Consider the following 21,984-nt stretch of genomic DNA (forward strand, 5'->3'; position numbering starts at 1 on the left):
GCAAAAGTAAATCTCAACTTATCTCCTTCAAGTTTATGCATTTCATTGTTAGAATAAGCTATAAAATCCCCTATCAGTAAATTAGTAGGTAATTGTAACAAGTACATTCCTACACAGCTTCTAGCTGCATTGTGTCCAGCCAAACTACCAGTGGATATAGCTTCTGTATGACCAACATAATACCCACTTTTTTCTCCAGCTACAAATAAATTACTTATCCCTTTAACCCTCATATAATTATCTCTTGGTGCTACAGACATATATCTAATCGAATTACCTTTCCCACCTGAATAAGGATCAACTATTAATGCATCTTCAAAGCCAGGTATCAATCTAAGTTTTTCTAGATTGTAAAAAGGAGACATAAGTTTAGCATGGCCTGTATCTATCAAAACTATATTGTCAGAAAACTCCTGTAGAGCATACTGTTGGCATACTTTAATATCTAACTTTTCTTCATTTATAAATTCTTCTGGCAAAGGTATTACTGCACGACCTTTCTCCTTTAATTCATTTTGTATTTCTTCACTTAAAGATTCCTTTAATAACTTTATAGAACCACTAAACGCACCAAAATCACCATTATTTCTTCTACCTACCATATCTTCAATCCCACATCTACTAGTTATACTTACTCTTCCACCAAAAGAAGGGCATCTCAGTATACACATAGCACATCCATTTCCATACTTAGAGCAGTTTCCCATAGGTCCTGATGAACCAGTAGTTTCTACAAATGCATCTCCTGTTATTCTTTCTCCAGTTTCTAAAATAACAGCTATTATTTTATTTTCTTCCAGTTCAACATCTACCACTCTACTAAAAAATTTAACATCTATATCCATACTTTTTATTAAGCTTCTCACTGGTCTTTCTATTTTTGTTACATTATATATTGATGCATGATTGTGTCCTGGAAAATCTATATTTCTATGAGTAGAATACTTATCTGTTATTTCAAATAATTCTTTTGCACCTAAGACCATAGCTTCTTCTGTAGCTGTATATCTACCATTGTTTCTCATTATGCCACCAACATTTCCAAGCCCTAATAATAAATCTGTTTTTTCTAGGATTACAACATCAGAGCCTGCTTTTTTTGCAGATATTGCTGCTGCACAACCAGACCATCCTCCTCCTATAACAACAACTTTAGCCATAAACTTTCCCCCTAAAAAACTATATTATAAAGTATTTAAGAAATCTCTACTATCAATTTGTGATTTACATGTTTTTAATTTTTGTCCATTTATATTTATAGCACAAGCTCCACAGATTCCTTCTCCACAACAAATTAAATTGTTATTAGATACTGAAAGCTTTAACTCTTCATCTATCATATTTACTATATTCATAATTTCTTTATTGAAATCATTTCCTCCACCACTATATACAAGTTCAATATTATTTCTCTTTATATAGTCACTTATAAAACTTCTATCTTCAACTATATCTACGTTGTAAATATTCCCACCTAAATCAATTATTTTTTTTACTACATCCTCTATAACAATTCCATTTCTATTGATAAATATATCTACCTTATTCTTGTTTTCTCTTAGCCTTTTTATTATATTAATTGAATTGACTTGTGATAAACCATTTAATATTATTAAACAGTTAGAATTTGACGTAGATTTTATTTCTTTTATCCCGAATATGCCATTGTAATACGGCCCTTTAACATACACTTCATCAAAATTAATTATAGTCTTAGTTTTAATACCTCTCGCTTTGATTACTACTTCCAGTATGTTATTCTCTGTGTCTATATCCATTACTGATATAGGCGTATTAAAAACATCACTACTTCTATCTTTGCTTTTAATTAAAATATAAGTTCCTGGATTACAAAGTTCTTTTGATATGCTACTTGGTATTTTTATTTTAACTAAGAATGTGTTAGTTTGAATTTCTTTAACATTTTCTATTTTGCATAAATATTCTTGTCTTAAATTTACAGGTGAGTTTTTATTATGTTGTACTTCATTATAAATACATGTTCCTTGCCATAAACAATTACATTTATTGTTTCCATTTACCATATTACATCTTATGCAATCACCTGAATATGCAAGATGGCAAGGACAATATTTGCTACCTGCATCAGCACATGATTGAACTATAGTTTTTTTCACATTATCCACTTCCTTATAATGACATTTTCAATTGTCTCTATTCCTATACTACTAATTTATTATTTAAATACTATTTTGTTACAAAAGTATTTTTTAATAGTCCTATTTTTTTCTAATTAAAATATACTATAATATAGTATAATTAAATTAATTTATATCATTATAATTTTTAGAAATTTTATAAATATTATTATAGGAGAGAATAATATGACTAACACCTTTCTTTTTTCCAAAGAACACTTAATAATAATCTTAATGTTTGCTATATTTATATATTTTTGTCCTAAGTTAACCAAAAATTTATTACCTTATAGCTACATTGTTGAAAAAATAATTTGCGGTTTACTAATTTTAGAAATTGTTTTTGAACAAGTTTCAATTGCTTCTATGGGAAATTATAATGTGTTTACTTGCTTACCCATTGAGATTGGCAGATTTACAGCATATTTATGTATAGCCATTTTATTCTTTAAGCAGTATCATTTATTTAATGTATTTTTTTCTTGGAGTTTAGTATGTTCAATAGGTGAAATAATTTTCTTTAAATATATGCCATATAGATTTCCAAATGTGCTCTATTTCTTTGCTATAATATCAAAATGCTTATTAGTATACGCTACTGTCTATATGGTTGAAGTTAGAAAATTTAAAGTTAGTAAATCTGCTATAAAAGATAATCTTCTTATGTGCTTGGCCTATTTTACATTTATTGTAGCTTTAAATTTTATCACATCTTCTTATTATAACTATAGTTTTTCCAATCAAAATATATTTAGTATCGCTATATTTATATTACTAACAACAATTATATATATTCCCATTTTTATCTTTGATAAAGACAAAGGTGAATTTAAACTAAAAAATAAAAATAAATAAAAAAAGCTCGCTATTTATAGCGAGCAAATGATTTTTATTTTCAGATTGTGTTATGTAAGAAGAAAATAAAAATCTTAGGCGATTCTAATTATAACATAATTTTGTTAATTTAGAAAATTTTTATTTTTTATTGTATGACTATATTTTTTCAAATAATTTATTTATAATAGACTTTACTTCGGTCATCGATTCAAATAACGTTCGCTTATCTTCCTCGCTTAATTTTTCTACTTTTTTATTTATAATTCCTATAAAAACTTGTACTTCTTGAATTAAAACTCTATCTCCTTCTTCTGTTATACCATAGAAGGTATTTCTTCTATCCCTAGTATCTTCTTCTCTATATACATATCCTTTTTCAACTAATTTATTTAATAATATACATAAACTTGATGTTGATACATGTAAATCCCTACTTAGATTTTTCAATTCTATTTTTTTATGTTGCTTTATACTAGATAATGCAAAGAACTGTCTTTCTGTAAGGTTATTTTCCTTTGTAAATCTTTCATTATTTACTATCTTTATTAAATTATGAAATTTATTCATATTTTCTAATAATAGCATTGAAACCAAATTATTTTCCATTAACTTTACCTTTCTATCTACATAATAAATCTATTATAATAAATTTTAAATTTTTCCTTCTTTTCTATTATTATACTATAAGTAGACATTATATTCTATTTAAATTATTTTAATGTAAAATTTTTAACACTAATAATGAATTTTTATTACATGAAAATTTATTATACTAAAATACTATCTATTTTGCTAAAAAAATACTATCTATATTTATAGATAGTATTTTTTTATGATTTTTTATTGTTGTTTTGTGCTAGTTTTTGGATTTTTTCTATAACTTTAGGTGTTACTGTAAGTATATTGTCAACCATATTTATACTGTTATCTAAGCTCATTAGCCTTGTTTCTCCATTTTCGACTACTACAAATGCTACGGGCTGAATTGATACAGCTCCTGCACTTCCTCCTGCAAAGTTTGCATCACATTTTTCGCTTGATGATTCTACTTCTTTTTCTTTATTATCGCTATAACCTTTAGAGTATTCTCCTCCACCTATCCCAAATCCAATAGTGACTTTAGATATAGGTATTACTACTGTAGTATCAGTTTGTATAGGGTCTCCTACTATTGTATTTGCATCTATTGATCCCTTTATAGTTTCAAGCGTTGTCTCCATAAGACTTTTTATTGAACCAGGTGCTCTCATTTTTTCCATCCTCCTTATGTTTAGTTTTCTTATAAATTTTGTATGTAGTTATAATAATTTTATATATGATTTTGAAGCTTAATTTTATATGAACTTTAATATTTCCTTTTATGTAATCCTCTGTAAAATTAGGTAATACTTTTAAATATATTTTATTTGGATTAATCATGTTGATTAAATGGCCATATATAGTATTTATAAGTAAGTATATAAAAGTGGTAAACCCTATATTTTCATTTCCAAATTCTATATTTGAGTAAAACTCTTCTATTTCTATATTTTTTATAAGCTGAAAAATACTATCTATATCTTTTAGAGAAACCTTATTATGCCCTCCTTTTGATTTATTTTTTGGAGATTTTTCCTTGTTTGCTTTCTTTTTTTTCTTTTTTCTAGGGTACAGTTGCATATCTATATTAATTAATTTAAATAGATATGTAATATTTAGTTTTATATTTATATCAGTATTGTTTATTTGTGATAAAAGTATTATGTTTAATTTTGATTTAAAAATAATTATTGTTATCATTAATAACACTATTATTGCAACTGAACTCATTCCAAATATTTCATTAAATCTCATGTTATTATTATTTTCTAAAAATATTTATGTATACTAAAAAAGGCACAAATTAATAATTAATTTGTACCTTTTTAATTAAATTTTTATTCTACATCAATATTATTGTATATTTCTAACGGGGGTAACTCTTCTAGTTTTTCTAGGCTTAACAATTTTAAAAATTCATTTGTAGTTTTATATATTATAGGTTTACCAATTTTATTAAGCCTCCCAGCTTCAAATATAAGATCATTTTCTAAAAGAGTCTGTATAACCTTATCACACTTAACTCCTCTTAGTTCTTCTATCTCTACTTTAGTAATTGGCTGTTTATATGCTATTATTGTCAAGGTTTCTAAAGTGGCTTGACTTAAACTTTTCTTTTTTTTAGGCTCTAGAATCTTTTTTATAAAACTTGCGTAATCCTTATTGGTGCACATTTGATATTTATCTTCTAGTTTTATAATTTGTATCCCTCTATTATTTTCCTTATATTCATCTATAAGAGAATTAAGCATATACTCAATTTCTTTACTCGATAATTCTTCATTAATTATATAATTTAATTCTTTTATGCTTATAGGGTCTCCGTATGCAAACATAACAGCTTCTATAATGTTTTTAATTTCTTCACGTTTCATTTTTACACTCCGAATTTTTGTTGATTATAATATCATCGAAAAATAAATCTTGTTCAACGAAGATTTCTTTTGCCTTTATTAATTCTAATATAGATAAAAATGTAGCTATAACTTCGTCTTTATTACATGTTTCTATTATTTTAGAAAAGCGTACTTTATTTTCTTTACTTATAACATTTCTTATATAGTGCATCTTTTCCTCAACCGATATTATTTTTCCTCTTACTATCTTGTTTAATTTTTCATCATTTATATCTTTATTTTCATTTTCTACACTTTTTACTTTTAGTATAAAAGGAAGTATATTTTTTATAGCTTCTATAGATATATCCTCTAGATTTACCTTCTCATCTATTACTATTTCTTCTCTTTTTCTGTAAAATAACTCGTTTATATAACTTACATTAGATTTTATATTTTCTGCAGCCATTTTAAATTTCTTATACTCTTGTAACTTTTCCATTAATTCTAGTCTTGGATCTTCTTCTTCTTCATCATTTTTTTGTTTGTATAATAAGTATCTAGATTTAATCTCTAAAAGTTTTGATGCCATGATTATAAATTCACTTGTTATTTCCAAGTCCATTTTCTCTAACATTTCTAAGTAACTTATATACTGTTTTGTTATTTCTATTATAGATATATCCTTTATATCTATTTTATGTTTAGCTATTAAATCATACAATAAATCTAGCGGACCTTCATAGACTTGTAATTGTATATTATATTTCATTTAATTACCTCTTAACTAGTAAAATATTTTAACTATATTCCATATTATATTTCGTAATGGAGAAACTATTATACCATACGCTCCTGTTACTATAGCAATTAACAATATTGGATAGCTATAGCTCTCATATTTGTATACAATCTCATTATATTTATATGGTATAAATGACGATATTACTCCCCATCCATCTAACGGAGGAATTGGAAGTAAGTTAAATGCTGCAAATGCAATATTATACGACATAGTATAATTTGCTATTTCAATAATAGCGTCCATTCTTGCATATTTTATTACAATAATACAAACTATAGCTGTTAAAATATTTGCAAAAGCTCCCGCAAGAGATACTAGCATATTACCAATCTTATAATTTTTAAAATTATTTGGATTTACAGGTACAGGTTTTGCCCATCCAATACCAACAATGATCATCATTAATAACCCTATTGGGTCTATATGTTTTGCTGGGTCTAAAGTCATCCTGCCTTGCATTTTAGCTGTATCATCTCCTAGTAAATGTGCTACATACGCATGACCTAATTCATGAACAGATATAGCAACAGCTATTGCTACTACACTGGCTAATATATCGCTTAAACTCATATTAAATAAACTCATATTAATTCTCCTAATTTACAATTTTAATACTATTATACCAATATATAAAATTATAATCAAAACTTTTATATATTATACAAATAAACTAGCCTAGATAATACGGTATCTAGGCTTACTTAATTTAATTTAATATTATTTACTCTTAAAATAATCTTCTCTTAAAAGTTCAAATCTATCACATCTTACAACTTTGCTTTCTATTCCTTTAGATATTTTTTTATTATAAGTCTCTACGTATTTAAAACCTAAATTTTCTAAAGATTTCCTAGTTCTTTTATTATCTTCGTAGGTTAATGCAATTAGTTTTTCAACATTCAAGTATTCAAATCCATACTTTAAAGATTGTATTGTAAGTTCTGTAGCAATGTCGTTCCCCCAATATGAAGGATTTATACAAATTCCTATTTCTGCTTCTTTTGCATTTATATACACATTATTTAGACCTATGTTACCTATTACTTTATTGCTTTCTTTCTCTACTATAGCTAAATGTCCTACTTTACCTTTTTTATAGTTATCTAAAAAAAATGTTCGTATAAATACTCTTGTTTGGAGAATATTTTTATGAGGATTTGTAGGTAGATATCTGACCACTTTTTCTTGACTATAATATTCAAACATATCATTAGCATCACTTAATTTTGCAGGCCTTAAAATAAACCTTCCTGTATCAACTGTTTTCATTTGAGGATATTTTGATTTTATCATATATCACTCTCCTTAATGTTTGGATAATAATTATATATGATAAGTTTCTAATTAATGTTAATCTATCAAAGAATGAAAACACAGATACAAAATACGTTCTATTACTTATTTAAATTTGAATTAAAAAAGAAAGCTATAATAGCTTTCTTTTTTATAGCATACTATCTATAACTCTTTGAAGCATTTGTATATAACTTGCTTTATTAATATCTTTTGTATTAACTAAGTCTACTTTGCCTATAAGTTTTTTATCTTTATATACTTCAACTTGGCCTAATTTTGTTCCTCCCTTTAAAGGAAGATTCGGATTATCATATACTTTTATTTTCTTTACAAAATCTTTACTACTACCCTTTTTAATAAGAACTGTCAAATCATCCTTTGCAACTAAATTAATTTTATTTTCTTCAGCTTTATCTAGAGTAAGAGTTGCTACATTATCATCTTTAGAGCATAATTTTATACTTTCATAATTAGCAAATCCAAAATTTAATAGGCTAGAAGCATCTTTAAATCTTTCTGGTGATGTTTGTGCACCTAATGTTACTGCTACTAAATGAGTATCTCCTCTTTTAGCTGATGCTGATAGACAATATTTAGCTTGTTGTGTAAATCCAGTTTTAACACCAGTTGTTCCTTGGTAGTGTTTTACCATCTTATTTGTGTTAGCAAGTCCTACTGTAACTTGTTTCTTTCCTACCACAACTTTGTCCATCCAAGTAGTAAGGTATTTATTTATTGTATCATGTTTTAGTAGTTCTTTAGACATTATTGCTATATCATATGCTGATGTATAATGATTCTCTACTGGAAGACCATTTGTATTTACAAAATTAGTGTCTTTCATTCCAAGTTCCTTAGCTTTAGTATTCATCATTCCTACAAAATCTTCTACACTACCTGCTATATATTCTGCCATTGCAACACATGCATCATTTGCTGATGCTACTGCAATTCCTTTTAATAAGGTGTCTACTGTTTGTGCCTCGCCAGGTTCTAAGAATATTTGACTTCCTCCCATGCCTGATGCATTTCCTGTAATTTGAACATTATCATTTAATTTTATTTTGCCTGAATCTAATGCTTCCACTACTAGAAGCATAGTCATTACTTTAGTTACACTCGCTGGTGGCAATTTCTCATGTATATTTTTTTCATATAAAATTTGTCCACTTCCTACATCCATTAATATAGCTGACTTTGAAGATATATTTATTGTTGAGTTGTTATTTGCAAAAGCTATATTAATGGGCATGATAGAAAGCAATATAGCAACTACTATACTAGCCATTTTTTTCATTCACGTCACCTCTTAATATTATTTAAACTTATTTTATTACTATCTGTTTTTTTTATTCTAAATGGCTAGGTTTTCGACTCACACTTTTTTTCCTAATCGGCGAATGATTTGTTTTTTCTCGCAAAATTCCATTATTGTGAGCATGTTCCAGAATATCAAATATATCTTCAGAGCTCATTCCATAATCTGCGGCTACTTCCATTCTCATTTGCTTTAAAGCCATTTTTGCATTGTGATTTGATTGTACATTAGACATAATTAATCCTCCTAATTTATAATTTGTATATAGTTATGTTTTACTAATATTAGGGAATTATAATTGTTATTTTTTTCAATTTTTATATTTTGCTTAATAATTTCCTTATAATATAAGGAGCCACTCTCATGACTAATTTTAATCATAAGAGTGGCTCCTTTAAATTTACGACATAATATGTCTATCTATAGTCTTTTTCAATAGTTTGAGCTAATATTTTATTTATATTATCCATCATACATGTAAATTTACTTTCACAAATTAAATATTGTTGTAGCTTTTTATTTTTGCCAATCTCATCTTGTATAATGTTTATTTTGATTTTACTTTTTTTATCTAAACTTTTATTTTGCATTAAACAACTTTGAATTTCTATTTGAGTAACTTTATATTCTTTTAATAATTCCTCTAATTTCTTATCTTTTTTTACCTCAGTCATATTTTTTTTAAACTCTTTATACTCTCTGCTATTCTTTATTTCACTTGCTAGTTTTGTAGCTGTATCATAAACACCCATAATTTCCTCCTCAAAAAAAAAGATTGAATATAATAAATTATATTCAATCTTTCTTATTTATACCTCCATTATTATAGGAAGTATCATTGGATTTCTCTTTGTTTTTTGGTATAGATATTCTTTTAAGTTTTCTTTTATGTTATTTTTTAAATAAGCCCACTCTTTAATGTTTTTTTGTTCACATTCTATTAATACATTTTTTATTATATTTTTTGCTCCATCCATTAAATCTTCTGATTCTCTTACGTATACAAATCCTCTAGATATTATATCTGGACCAGCTAAAACTCTACCATCTTCTTTTGATATAGTTACAACTACTATCATAAGCCCATCTTCTGATAAATGTTTTCTATCCCTCAATACTATGTTACCTACATCTCCAACACCTAATCCATCTACTAATACATTTCCTGTTGGTACAGTTCCTGATACTTTCGCTGAATTTCTATCTAATTCTAAAACTTCTCCAGTCTTGTTTACGAATATATTTTGGCTTGGCATTCCTAATTCTTCTGCTAATTCAGCATGTTTCTTTAACATTCTATATTCACCGTGCGCTGGCATAAAGAACTTTGGTCTAACTAATCTATGAATAAGTTTTAACTCTTCTTGTTTTGCATGACCAGATACATGTATATCTTCATCTTCGTAAACAACTTCTGCTCCCTTTTCAAGTAAAGAATTTACTACCTTTGATATTGATTTTTCATTACCTGGTATTGCATTAGCTGATATTATTATTAAATCACCATTTTTTATTTCTACTTTTTTATGCTCAGCACTTGCCATTCTTGCTAGTGCTGACATAGGTTCACCTTGTGAACCAGTAGTTATTAATACAATTTCATTTTCCTCGTATTTATATATATCATTTAAATCAATCATCATATTTTCTGGTATATTTAAATACCCTAAATCACTGGCAACGCCAACTACATTTACCATTGATCTTCCTGATACAGCTACTTTTCTATTAAATTTTTCTGCAGTATTTATTATTTGTTGAAGTCTGTGTATATTAGATGCAAATGTAGCAACTAAAATTCTATTATTGATTGCTTTTCTAAATAAATCATCTAATCCATTTCCCACAGTTCTTTCTGACATAGTTGAGCCAGGTCTTTCTGCATTAGTACTATCAGCTAACATTAATAGAACACCCTTTTTACTTAATTCACAGATTCTATGAATATCCATAACGTCCCCATCAATTGGAGTTAAGTCAACCTTAAAATCTCCTGTATGATATATAATCCCTTGATCTGTATGAACTGCTATTGAACATGCATCAGGTATACTATGATTTACTTTTATAAATTCTACCTCCATATTGCTAAGCTTTACTACTTCCCTCGGTTTTATTACATTTAATTTCACGTTGTTTAATTTGTGTTCTTTAAGTTTAACTTGTATAAGCCCTATACTTAACTTTGCTCCGTATACAGGTACATTTATCTTTTTTAGTATATATGGAAGCGCTCCTATATGATCTTCATGTCCGTGTGTAATAAATATACCTTTGATCTTATCCTTATTCTTAACTAAATAAGTTACATCCGGTATAACTATGTCTATTCCTAACATTTCATCTTCTGGAAAACTTAATCCCGCATCTATTACAATTATTTCATCTTTGTATTCAATAACGGTCATATTTTTTCCTATTTCGTTAAGTCCACCTAATGCCATTACTTTTATTTTATTAGAGTTCTTTTTGAACAATTGCATCCTCTCCTTCTGTCTATTCAATTTTTTCGATATAAACACGTTCTATAGTTTTTAATAATATCAAATCACGCACTCTTTACCAGTTACTATCATTGTACCATAATTCACTAGATAATTTAAGTCATATTTGAAATACATTTATTGTATTATTTTGACAAAGTTATTTTATTCTGCTATTCTCTGATTATAATATAAATATTTTAGGAGGATTTATGCGCGGCAAAACCCATTGTGCAATAGGTGTATTAAGTGTTATACAAGCTTCTATACTTTTCAACATCCCTATTTCTATATTTAATCTTATATTATCCGCTTTTTTTTCCATACTTCCTGATTTAGATGAGTCTAACTCAGTAGTGTCCGATATTTTTTTAAAAAGAAATGTATCTAAATTCATTTTAAAAATGATTATATATTCAATTAACATAGCTATATTTTTTATTTCTTTGAAAATAAACAATAATTTTTACATAAGTTCTATAATAACCTTTACAGCTATTATAGTGATTGAATCTAAATTAACTCATACTCTGCTTAGAAAGGTATTTTTATCTTTAATATTTATATTGCTAAGCATATCCCTTTATTTAATAAAATTTAAAATATACTTTGTAATCTTCTGCTTAATGTTGGCTACTTTTCCGTGGCTAAAACATAGAAGTTTTTCCCATAGTATTTTGGCTACTATTGTTATATATTTTTTATTGAAACAAATAGAGATAATATATAATATATCTGATTTGTCATTTTTGGGAACTATTAGTTACGCAAGTCATTTATTTTTAGGAGATTTATTTACAAAATCAGGTATTCCTATTTTTTATCCTATAAGTGATAAAAAGTACTCTTTAGGTTTTTTTAAAGTAGGTAGTTTTTTTAATAATGTACTAGAGATATTATTTATAGTTTTATTCATAGTATTAATAATTTATTCACTAATAAAGCTGTGAAAATTCAATACTTACTTTATCAAAAATAAAATGGTGAGCTTTTCAAGTTCACCATTTTTTAGAGTACACTTTTATAATTGCTATATTATTTTTTACAATTTTCACAAGTCCCATAAAATTTCACATCATGGTCAAGAATCTCAAACTTGTATATTTCTTGTATCTGTTTTTCAATTACATCCAGTAAATCTTCTTTTACTTCCATTATTTTGCCACATTTTTTGCAGATAAGATGATGGTGGTTATGACATTCATCTTTATTTAAGCTTAATTCATACCTTATGCAACCATCATCTAAATTTAATTTTGATATTACCCCTAATTCATCTAATAATTGCATAGTTCTGTAAACTGTTGCTAATCCAATCTCAGGACAATCTACTCTAACCAAATCATATATTTCTTCACTGCTTAGATGCTCTGTGTTGTTTTTAAGTAATATATCTACAATTGCTCTTCTTTGCGGTGTAATTTTAAATCCTGTTTCTTTTAATTTTTCTTTTAATATGTCCATTGTATTAATCATTAATATCACCCTTATTTTTCAATTGATAATCTTTATTAATTATTTTAATTGATAATAAAGTATATGTCAATATTTATCCCTTATGTTCGTTAGTTTTCATATATAAATCGGTGTAAAATTTCTTTATTTTTATCCTCATACCATTTTATAACATAAGTTCTCTTTTCACCTATTCTAGTTTCATATCTATATGCTTCTACAGGAAATTCTAATTGCTTTATTTCATAACTTCCAAATTCATGTGATGCAAGTGCTAGTTTTATTATTTTATTAAATGCTATGTTTACATCTACATATCTTAATAAACTCTTTACTATATAAGGATATTTAGTTATAGGAGTATTTGATAATTTATCTGCTATATTAGTTAATATTATTCTCTGTCTTTCATCTCGTTTGTATATAGTGTCTATTTTTCTTATTCTCGCATAAGCTAAAGCTTGGTATCCATTTAGATTCTGTATGCCTGATGTTGTTATATATTCTATTTCTCCCTTTTTTGAATTAAGTCCATAACACGCTTCTATTATTTTATTCAAATGATTTATTTCTCTTTCACTTACCTCTATATCTACTCCACCTATAATATCTATTATTTCTATAAAAGATTTAAAATCTACAACAGCATAATCTTTTATATTTAAATCAAAGTTTTCATTTATTGTTTTAAGTAATAAATCTTCCTTGCCGTAAGCATAAGCATGATTTAATTTTTCATAACCTCTGTTAGGAATTTTAACTAATGTATCTCTAGTCAAAGAAGTTAATTTTAAAGATTCATTTAGACTATCTATCGTTAAAATTATCATAGTATCCGATCTTGAGGAAAAATTATTATTTGCTCCATCTCTTCCAATTAAAAGTATATTTTCTACCATATCTTCTCTTGTATATTCTTCCTTTGGTTCTAAGGCATAGCTATTTTTTATGAATAAAAAGCTTACAATAACTAATAAAAATAATATTATTCCAAATTTCATATTTTTCATTTCTTTTTTCCTTTCTTATTTTCAAGTTAATTTTTTTAATTATTTATTAAATATTTTCCCCTCAAATTCCTAAATTACACATTTCATATCTTTAGATACGTAATTTTTTATTTTTTTATATTGTAAGATTTACTATAAATTTGTTAAGTTTTACATATTTCGTGTTAAATATAAATATTTTTTGAAGATTCAGAAAAATTAAGTACTATAATCTAATCAAATTTAAATATATTGAGGAGGGGGATTCATTTTGAATTCTATTGTATTAGTTATCATTGCAGCTTTAGTTTTATCAATAGCCTACAGAACTTATGGATATTTTATAGCTTCAAAGGTCTTATCATTAGACCCGTCAAGAAAAGTTCCATCAGAACTTTATAACGATGGGAGGGACTACGTTCCAACTAACAAACTTGTTTTACTTGGCCATCACTTCGCTGCAATTGCAGGTGCAGGTCCTCTTATAGGTCCAGTTCTTGCAGCACAGTTTGGTTATTTACCTGGCACTTTATGGATTTTAATAGGAGCAGTCGTAGGAGGAGGAGTTCATGACTTAATTATATTATTTGCTTCTGTTAGACATGAGGGAAAATCTATTGCTGAAATAGCTAAAAGTGTATTGGGAAGAAGAGCTTCTTTAATTACATCTGTTGCGGTATTATTTATACTTATAATTGCAATGGCTGGACTTGGACTACCTATTGTTAACTCTCTATATAACAGTCCATGGGGTACATTTACCGTTGGAATTACTATTCCTATAGCAATATTTATAGGCTTATATCTTAAATATTTAAGACCTGGTAAGATTGGTGAAGCTACTGTAATAGGTATGACTCTTATAATATTAGGAGTTATAGCTGGTCCATTTATTCAAGGTACTCCACTTGGTGTTTTTTTAACTTTTGATGCTAAACAATTATCTATAATACTTGCTTGTTATGGATTCTTAGCAGCTGCACTCCCTGTTTGGTTGTTACTTTTACCAAGAGATTATTTAAGTACTTATATGAAAATTGGTGTTATATTGGCATTAGCTATAGGTATTATAATAGTAAGACCTACAATAAACATGCCTGCTATTACACCTTTTGTTCATGGTGGTGGACCTATAATTCCAGGTAAGGTGTTCCCATTCTTATTTATAACAATAGCTTGTGGTGCTTTATCAGGGTTCCATTCACTAGTAAGTTCAGGTACAACGCCTAAACTTATAAGCAATGAAAAAGATATACTTCCTATAGGATACGGTTCAATGCTTATAGAAGCATTCGTTGCTATAATGGCATTAATAGCTGCAACAGTACTTCCTACTGCTGATTATTTTGCAATAAACACTTTACCTGAAGTATTCGCTAAGTTAAACATGGTTCCTCAAGAGCTTGGTATGCTTTCTCAAATGGTTGGTGAAAATCTTGCGGGTAGACCAGGTGGTTCTGTTTCATTAGCTGTTGGTATGGCATATGTATTCTACCAAATACCCGGTCTAGAAAAATTAATGGGCTATTGGTATCATTTTTGTATAATGTTTGAAGCCTTATTTATTCTTACAACTATAGACTCTGGTACTAGAATAGGAAGATATTTATTACAAGATTTCGCTGGTGAAATATATAAACCACTAGGTAATAGAGATAACTGGCTTAATATAGCTGTATTTAGTGCACTAGTATCATTTAGCTGGGGTTATCTGCTTTACACAGGAAATGTTTCTACAATTTGGCCACTATTTGGTACAGCAAACCAAATGTTAGCTGCTATAGCCTTTGCAATAGGTACTACATTTATATTAAAAAGTGGTAAACCTAAGAAATATGCTCTTATAACTTTTTTACCTCTAGTATTTGTTGCTATTACAAATCTAACTGCTGCTTACAAAAACATTTTCTCTAACTATATACCAAACGGATTAACTTTACTTGCTACAGTATCTATAATCCTTATGGTAATGTTAGTAGTTATAATTTTAGAAAGTGCAAATGTATGGATAAAGGTTTTAAAAGAAGATAAAGAAAAGAGAAATAAAGAATCTATTTAGTAATAATAAAAAAAGTTTCTTAATTTTACAATTAAGAAACTTTTTATTATTATTCGTGATCGTCGAAGTTTAATCCTTCTTCTTCCATTATAGCGTTGTATACAGCTACAACTGTTTCGTACTCATCATCGCTTTCTAATGGAACTAATATTTCGCCTTCTTCGTCTTGGTCTATTCTAAATATTAGAGCCTCTTCCGCTTCTTCTTCTTCAACAGGAACTAATATAGCATATTCTTTACCTTCAGCTTCTAAAGTTAATATTATTTCAAATTCACTTTCAACGCCATTTTCATCAATTAAACTTATTATATTCTCTTGCATTTTATTCACCTCTGTTATTATTTATTATCTATATTATATATCATAAATATATAATTTTATAGATGTTTTATAAATTTCTTTGTCTATCTAAATATCCTTGTAATATTATTACCGCAGCTACCATATCTATTACACTTTTTCTATTTTCTCTTCTAACATTTCCTTCTATTAAAGTTCTTTCTGCTGCTACTGTAGATAGTCTTTCATCCCAGTAATCCACTTTCATTCCAGTTTCTTGTTCTAATAACTCACAAAACTTTATAACTTTTTCTCCTTGAGGTCCTAAAGTTCCATTCATATTTTTAGGTAAACCAGAAACTATTTTCGTTACTTGTCTTTCACTTATTATAGCTTTTAATTCCTCTATATCTTTTTTCTTACCAACTCTTCTTACTGTTTTAACTCCTTGGGCAGTAAGACCCATTAAATCACTTGCAGCAACTCCTATAGTCTTGTCGCCTACGTCTAGACCCATTATTCTGCCATCTAACATATTGTTTCTCCTTATAACTTATTTGTTTTTTTCAAAAATGATTATATTTATACTTATTATAATAATGGGAATAAGTATATAAATCGCCGCTGTTGATGCTGCTACTATTCCAGAGTCATTCACTAAAAGAGTTACTATACATCCAACCATAGATGCTATAAATCCTTTAAAGATTATAGGATATCTTTTAGCTATTTCTCTAAAGTGCTTAGATGGTCTAAATATAAGGATTCCAATTATACCTATTCCAGCTAAAAGTATATTTACCCATACACTAGTTTGCGCTAGTTTTAAATTCATCTGTATCTTTCTTGCAAATGTTTGAATTATAGCACTTGGCCCTTTTATCATTATTTCATTTACAAATACGGATAAATGAGACTCACTTCCAGAAATAACATCTAGAACTGCAAATACTACAACTACTCCTACTGCTGTTAAACCTAATAATATTACTTTTTTGAAATCAAGTTTTACATCAAACATTAATAATATAAATAATAAGTATGCTACACTTTCAGATATAGCTCCACCTACATTTGCCCCCATAGATGGGTATGCACTTGTTATTAGTATTATTATAGACAGTACAGCAACTAACCACTTAGGAATTCTCTTATAATTTAATAACACTGCCATAGAAAATACCGCACTTGCTATTGTGACACCTTCATATTCATTACCTATTCCATAGTATCTAGCTCCTATTATTGCATCATAACTCATTATATTATTTTGCATTAAGTAAGTTCCAAACAATGAGTCTATTGCTATAATAGATATTGTAAGTAATGCAAAGAATCCCATTTGCTTTACATCATCTTTAAATAACTTCCTACCAATTAAATAAAGTACTAATGTAGTTATAAGAATACCTATAGTTATACTTAAAGGATTTTTAAAGTTGAATATAGGTGCTATTAAAAATGACAATGGCATAATTATACCTAACTTTATAAATTCTTTTAGCACTATAAACACTTTTTCTTTATTAGGTAAATAGTTTCTTAGCAGTATAGCAATCATAGCTATAACCCAAGACGCTGATATTACACCTACAAACCCATTAATAACAGTTGACCTTATGTTAGCTATAGATACAACTTTTTCAAATTCACCATCTATAAACTCTACATTATCTTCTTTGTCTACTAACTTATATGTTCTACCAATCATAGCTTCATTTTTCAAGCCAAATTCATTCAATATGTCTACTCCAACATCTAAGTTTGCAACAATACCATCTCTTCTCGTTGTTGCTGATGAAATTATTCCTTTTCCATCACCTTTTAGTTTTACTATTGGAGATAATCTTTTTTTGTTAGTATAATCTAAATTGCTAGGGAATGGACTTACTATGTATACCGTGTCATTTTCCCCTGCCATTGAAAGTACTTCTTCTAAATATCCATTTATATTTTTATAAATAGCTTTTTTCATTTTAGAATAAGTTTCTTCATTTAAGTTAGGTTTATATTCATCTAGTCTATAAGTATCTCCTAGTTCTACAAATACAACATCACTTTCTTTGTATGATTTTTTAGTTTCATCTATTAATTTTTTGTAGTCTGCTCTTATTCCATAAGGCATAGTATAGTCTTCTATGTTTATGTTGTCAATGTTTCCACTATCTATTCTTCCGTAATTATCCATAGCAACTAATCCTAAATTTCTATTTTTAGTTAGTTGACCATTTAATACTATATCTGAATTTCCTATTAACGCAACTTTCTTGTGGTTATCTGATAAAGTTTGGCCTAATGCTCCTAAAGTAGATCCATATTGTCCATTTTCCAGGTTTTCATTTATTGATTTATTAATACTTATATCGTTAATTCCCTTTGCTTTTTTTCCTGTTGTTGCTTCAAAACTCTTAGCATTTTCTTTATTTAACTGTTGAAAATTTATATTTTCTTCATTAGATACATTAGCTCTTCCTCCAGCACCCATGCTAGCGTAAGACCTACGGTCGTCAGTTCCTTTATCCCCTCTTACATTCATTAAACCAATATATCCTCTACTATCTAATTCTTTTTCAAGAACTGGTATTTTTAACATATTGTTTAAGTTTGTTCTATTCATATCTATAAATATAACTTTGCCGTTTTCAGCGGCAAAGCTATATTGAGGAACAGAGGTTAAAAGTATCATAATTACAGCTAATAATGATACGATTTTTTTCTTCATTTAAATTGTCCTACTTTCTGTTCAAATAATAGGTGATTACTTCTTCAAGTATCTCGTCCCTTTCAAACTTTTTAATCATAGATCTTGCATTTTTATGAGAAGTTATATAACTTGAATCACCTGACAATATATAACCTATAATTTGATTTATTGGGTTATACCCCTTTTCAAGTAATGATTCATATACAAGGTCTATGGTTTTTGATACACTTACTTTTTCTTCTGGTATGCCTTCAAACTTCATCGTATAATCTAAATCTTTTTCCACGTTAACCCCCCCTTAGTAAATTATTATTTTACTTGTTTTTTAACAACCTCTACTGCAAAGCTTAAAGCTTGGTCAACTTTTGAAACATCTGGAGCACCAGCTTGAGCCATATTAGGTCTTCCTCCGCCTTTTCCTCCAGCAATTGTTGCTACTTCTTTTACTATATTACCACAGTGTATACCCTTACTTACTACATCTTGAGTAGCTGTTGCAACAAAATTCACTTTATCATCAACAACATTAGCAAGTACTACCACACCACTAGCTAACTTATCTCTTAAGTTATCTGCTACGTCCTTTAGTGTATTCATATCCATTTCACTAAACTTAGTAGTAACTAAATTTACTCCATCTATATCTACTTTAGAATCAAGTACAGAGTCTATTGATTGTAAACTTATTTTAGTCTTAACTTCATGTAACTCTTTACCTAAATTTTTATTTTCTTCTAATAGACATATCACTCTATTACATAAACTATCTTCTTTAGTTTTTAAGTTAGCACAAATTGTAGCTAATGCTTCTTCTTTTTCTTTTAAGTAGTTGTACACTGCTCTTCCAGTTATAGCTTCTATTCTTCTGACTCCTGCTGCTACTCCGCCTTCAGATACTATTTTGAACATTCCTATTTGAGAAGTATTAGTTAAGTGAGTACCTCCACAAAGTTCTACAGAATAATCTCCCATAGAGACAACTCTAACCTCATTACCATACTTTTCCCCAAACAGAGCCATAGCTCCTTTTTCTTTTGCTTCATTTATACCCATATTTTCTGAGTTTATATCTAATGCTTCTAAAATTGCATTATTTACTTTTTCTTCTATAACTTTTAGTTCATCTTTTGTTATAGCTTCAAAATGAGTCACATCAAATCTAAGTCTTTCTGGAGTTACAAGAGAACCGGCTTGGTTAACGTGATCTCCTAATACTTCTTTTAATGCCTGATGAAGTATATGAGTTGCACTGTGGTTTCTTGCTGATGCCATTCTTACTTCTTTGTCTACTATAGTACTTAATTTTTCGTTGTTATTTACCATTCCTGATTTTACAACACCTATATGCTTTATAGTATTATTTGCACCTTTTCTAGTATCTATTACTTCTATAACTATATCTTCGTTTTTATTTACTAAAAGACCTTCGTCTCCAGCTTGTCCTCCACCTTCTGGATAGAACGTAGTTTCATCTAAAACTATAACAACTTTATCTCCTGCGGCTGCTGAGTCAACTATTTCATTGTCTTTAACTATAGCTTTAACTATACCTTCACCTTGTAATTCTTTATATCCTTCAAATTTGCTATCTACTGCTGATTCTAATTTAGATAATGGATCTTCTTTCCATCCTTCACCTTCCATGTTTCCTCTAGCACTTCTAGCTCTTTCTCTTTGCTTGTTCATTTCTTCGTTAAAAGCATCTTCATCTAATGAAAGATTTTCTTCTTCTAATATTTCTTTAGTTAAGTCTATTGGGAATCCATAAGTATCGTATAATTTAAATGCATTTTCTCCACTTAATACAGTAGCTCCTTCTTTCTTTAAATCAACTATATAAGAAGATAGTATTTCAATACCTTGCTCTATTGTTTCATTAAATTTTTCTTCTTCTATTCTTATAACTTTCTTGATGTAACTTTCTTTTTCAACTAATTCAGGATAAGCTTCTCCACTTACTTTTATAACTTCATCTACCAATTTATATAGGAAGTTTTCTTTTATTCCAAGTAGCTTCCCATGTCTTGCTGCTCTTCTTAATAATCTTCTAAGTACGTATCCTCTACCTTCATTTGATGGAAGTACACCGTCTCCAACTAAGAAACTTACTGCTCTTATGTGGTCAGTTATTATCCTTATAGAAACATCTGTCTTGTCTATTTTTCCATATTCAACACCAGCCATTTTTTCAACAGTAGTTAGTATATGTTTGATAGTATCTACATCAAATATAGTGTCTACCTCTTGCATTATACAAGCCATTCTTTCTAGACCCATACCAGTATCTATGTTTTTATTTTCTAATTGTCCATAGTTACCATCTTCATCTCTATCAAACTGAGTAAATACATGGTTCCAGAATTCTAAGTATCTGTCACAGTCACATCCTGGCTTACAGTCAGGGTTGTCACATCCGTATTCTGGTCCTCTATCAAAGTGTATCTCTGAACAAGGTCCACATGGTCCTATACCTATTTCCCAGAAGTTGTCTTCTTTTCCTAGTCTCACTAGTCTTTCTTCAGGGAAATTCATTTCTTTTGCCCATAAGTCATAAGAGTCGTCATCTTCTTCATATACAGTTACCCATATTCTATCTTGAGGTATGTTTAATTGTTCTGTTACAAACTCCCATCCCCATCTTATAGATTCTCTCTTAAAATAATCTCCGAACGAGAAGTTTCCTAACATTTCAAAGAAAGTACCATGTCTTGCAGTCTTTCCTACGTTTTCTATATCACCTGTTCTTATACATTTTTGACAAGTTGTCATTCTCTTACTAGGTGGTACTTCTACACCTGCAAAATAATTTTTAAGTGGTGCCATACCTGAGTTTATAAGTAATAAACTTTTATCGTTGTGTGGCACTAAAGGTGCACTTTCCTTTAAGTAATGTTCTTTAGATTCAAAGAATTTTAAAAACCTAGATCTAATTTCATTTAATCCCATTTGTTGCATGGTTATTTCCTCCTATTTTATGTATTATGAATATAAAAAAACCTCGCGCCTATAAAATAATTATAGGGGCGAGGATATCTTCGCGGTACCACCCTAATTATCACAAATTAATTTGTGACATCTTCGGAAAACCTTAGTTATAACGGAACTACCGACAATCTCTACTTTGGTTTTCAAGATTGTTACTCAAAGACTGCTTCAACTATTTTATTCTAAGGGCTTCCACCATT

The 21,984-nt window shown here is 28.3% G+C and carries 23 protein-coding genes and 1 other annotated feature (1 of these 24 only partly in view); of the genes, 3 read left to right on the forward strand and 20 right to left on the reverse strand.

From position 1 onward, the window contains the following. Together ACRC03_RS14890 and ACRC03_RS14895 are read right to left on the reverse strand one after the other, a co-directional pair. Positions 1-1,160 (reverse strand): FAD-dependent oxidoreductase (locus ACRC03_RS14890; protein WP_438653377.1); only part of this gene is annotated, 1,160 nt, incomplete at its 3' end. A 24-nt stretch (positions 1,161-1,184) separates the two neighbouring features. Further along, positions 1,185-2,138 (reverse strand): 2Fe-2S iron-sulfur cluster-binding protein, encoded by a 954-nt coding sequence (locus tag ACRC03_RS14895; protein ID WP_438653378.1) that lies wholly within the window; start codon positions 2,136-2,138, stop codon positions 1,185-1,187. A gap of 207 nt (positions 2,139-2,345) precedes the next feature. On the opposite strand from ACRC03_RS14895, the gene ACRC03_RS14900 reads away from it, so the two are divergent. Continuing rightward, on the forward strand, positions 2,346-3,014 hold the full coding sequence (locus ACRC03_RS14900) for a TMEM164 family acyltransferase (RefSeq protein WP_438653379.1): 669 nt from the start codon (positions 2,346-2,348) through the stop codon (positions 3,012-3,014). 138 nt (positions 3,015-3,152) lie between these two features. On the opposite strand, the gene ACRC03_RS14905 is transcribed toward ACRC03_RS14900, so the two are convergent. The 11 genes from ACRC03_RS14905 to ACRC03_RS14955 all read right to left on the reverse strand — a co-directional run bounded on the left by ACRC03_RS14905 (position 3,153) and on the right by ACRC03_RS14955 (position 11,312). Continuing rightward, a complete protein-coding gene (locus ACRC03_RS14905) occupies positions 3,153-3,602 on the reverse strand; it encodes a MarR family winged helix-turn-helix transcriptional regulator (protein WP_438653380.1) in 450 nt (149 codons plus the stop codon). Between the two features lie 224 nt (positions 3,603-3,826). Beyond that, entirely contained in the window at positions 3,827-4,246 is a 420-nt protein-coding gene (gene ytfJ, locus ACRC03_RS14910) for a GerW family sporulation protein (protein WP_438653381.1), read from the reverse strand. Beyond that, complete coding sequence (locus ACRC03_RS14915; protein WP_438653382.1) at positions 4,200-4,829, reverse strand: DUF2953 domain-containing protein; 630 nt, start codon at positions 4,827-4,829, stop codon at positions 4,200-4,202. The genes ytfJ and ACRC03_RS14915 overlap by 47 nt, the downstream gene beginning before the upstream one ends. 83 nt (positions 4,830-4,912) lie before the next feature. Then, a complete protein-coding gene (gene scpB, locus ACRC03_RS14920; RefSeq protein WP_438653383.1) occupies positions 4,913-5,449 on the reverse strand; it encodes an SMC-Scp complex subunit ScpB in 537 nt (178 codons plus the stop codon). Then, positions 5,439-6,182: a segregation and condensation protein A gene (locus tag ACRC03_RS14925; RefSeq protein WP_438653384.1), complete on the reverse strand. Its 744-nt coding sequence runs from the start codon at positions 6,180-6,182 to the stop codon at positions 5,439-5,441. The genes scpB and ACRC03_RS14925 overlap by 11 nt, the downstream gene beginning before the upstream one ends. A gap of 15 nt (positions 6,183-6,197) precedes the next feature. Beyond that, positions 6,198-6,800, reverse strand: coding sequence for a site-2 protease family protein (locus tag ACRC03_RS14930; protein ID WP_438653385.1), 603 nt, complete (start codon positions 6,798-6,800; stop codon positions 6,198-6,200). Positions 6,801-6,932: 132 nt separating this feature from the next. After that, a complete protein-coding gene (locus ACRC03_RS14935) occupies positions 6,933-7,508 on the reverse strand; it encodes a GNAT family N-acetyltransferase (RefSeq protein WP_438653386.1) in 576 nt (191 codons plus the stop codon). Positions 7,509-7,659: 151 nt separating this feature from the next. Further along, positions 7,660-8,808, reverse strand: a complete 1,149-nt coding sequence (locus tag ACRC03_RS14940) for a D-alanyl-D-alanine carboxypeptidase family protein (protein ID WP_438653387.1) — start codon at positions 8,806-8,808, stop codon at positions 7,660-7,662. A gap of 52 nt (positions 8,809-8,860) precedes the next feature. Next, positions 8,861-9,064: a CD1290 family small acid-soluble spore protein gene (locus tag ACRC03_RS14945; RefSeq protein ID WP_438653388.1), complete on the reverse strand. Its 204-nt coding sequence runs from the start codon at positions 9,062-9,064 to the stop codon at positions 8,861-8,863. Between the two features lie 181 nt (positions 9,065-9,245). Beyond that, complete coding sequence (locus ACRC03_RS14950) at positions 9,246-9,581, reverse strand: YlbF family regulator (RefSeq protein ID WP_438653389.1); 336 nt, start codon at positions 9,579-9,581, stop codon at positions 9,246-9,248. Between the two features lie 57 nt (positions 9,582-9,638). Beyond that, on the reverse strand, positions 9,639-11,312 hold the full coding sequence (locus ACRC03_RS14955; RefSeq protein WP_438653390.1) for a ribonuclease J: 1,674 nt from the start codon (positions 11,310-11,312) through the stop codon (positions 9,639-9,641). 212 nt (positions 11,313-11,524) lie between these two features. On the opposite strand from ACRC03_RS14955, the gene ACRC03_RS14960 reads away from it, so the two are divergent. Beyond that, the gene (locus ACRC03_RS14960; protein ID WP_438653391.1) at positions 11,525-12,262 is read left to right on the forward strand and encodes a metal-dependent hydrolase; all 738 of its coding nucleotides are present in this window, start codon (positions 11,525-11,527) and stop codon (positions 12,260-12,262) included. A gap of 85 nt (positions 12,263-12,347) precedes the next feature. On the opposite strand, the gene ACRC03_RS14965 is transcribed toward ACRC03_RS14960, so the two are convergent. After that, positions 12,348-12,788: a Fur family transcriptional regulator gene (locus ACRC03_RS14965; protein WP_438653392.1), complete on the reverse strand. Its 441-nt coding sequence runs from the start codon at positions 12,786-12,788 to the stop codon at positions 12,348-12,350. Positions 12,789-12,877: 89 nt separating this feature from the next. After that, positions 12,878-13,777, reverse strand: a complete 900-nt coding sequence (locus ACRC03_RS14970; RefSeq protein ID WP_438653393.1) for an LCP family protein — start codon at positions 13,775-13,777, stop codon at positions 12,878-12,880. A gap of 250 nt (positions 13,778-14,027) precedes the next feature. Here ACRC03_RS14970 and ACRC03_RS14975 point away from each other — a divergent pair, with 250 nt between their 5' ends. Then, on the forward strand, positions 14,028-15,815 hold the full coding sequence (locus ACRC03_RS14975; RefSeq protein ID WP_438653394.1) for a carbon starvation CstA family protein: 1,788 nt from the start codon (positions 14,028-14,030) through the stop codon (positions 15,813-15,815). A gap of 49 nt (positions 15,816-15,864) precedes the next feature. Here ACRC03_RS14975 and ACRC03_RS14980 read toward each other — a convergent pair whose 3' ends face one another. From ACRC03_RS14980 to alaS, 5 genes are all read right to left on the reverse strand, one after another. Beyond that, the gene (locus ACRC03_RS14980) at positions 15,865-16,137 is read right to left on the reverse strand and encodes a DUF1292 domain-containing protein (protein WP_438653395.1); all 273 of its coding nucleotides are present in this window, start codon (positions 16,135-16,137) and stop codon (positions 15,865-15,867) included. Between the two features lie 67 nt (positions 16,138-16,204). Beyond that, positions 16,205-16,630 (reverse strand): Holliday junction resolvase RuvX, encoded by a 426-nt coding sequence (gene ruvX / locus ACRC03_RS14985; RefSeq protein ID WP_438653396.1) that lies wholly within the window; start codon positions 16,628-16,630, stop codon positions 16,205-16,207. 18 nt (positions 16,631-16,648) lie between these two features. Continuing rightward, positions 16,649-18,817 (reverse strand): hypothetical protein, encoded by a 2,169-nt coding sequence (locus tag ACRC03_RS14990; RefSeq protein WP_438653397.1) that lies wholly within the window; start codon positions 18,815-18,817, stop codon positions 16,649-16,651. A 10-nt stretch (positions 18,818-18,827) separates the two neighbouring features. Then, positions 18,828-19,085 (reverse strand): IreB family regulatory phosphoprotein, encoded by a 258-nt coding sequence (locus ACRC03_RS14995; protein ID WP_438653398.1) that lies wholly within the window; start codon positions 19,083-19,085, stop codon positions 18,828-18,830. Between the two features lie 23 nt (positions 19,086-19,108). Then, positions 19,109-21,754 (reverse strand): alanine--tRNA ligase, encoded by a 2,646-nt coding sequence (gene alaS / locus ACRC03_RS15000; RefSeq protein ID WP_438653399.1) that lies wholly within the window; start codon positions 21,752-21,754, stop codon positions 19,109-19,111. Positions 21,755-21,815: 61 nt separating this feature from the next. Further along, positions 21,816-21,984: a binding site (T-box leader), on the reverse strand; it runs 54 nt beyond the window's last position.

This window comes from Romboutsia sp. (genome assembly GCF_051659545.1).
Taxonomy (GTDB): Bacteria; Bacillota; Clostridia; order Peptostreptococcales; family Peptostreptococcaceae; genus JBOFOR01.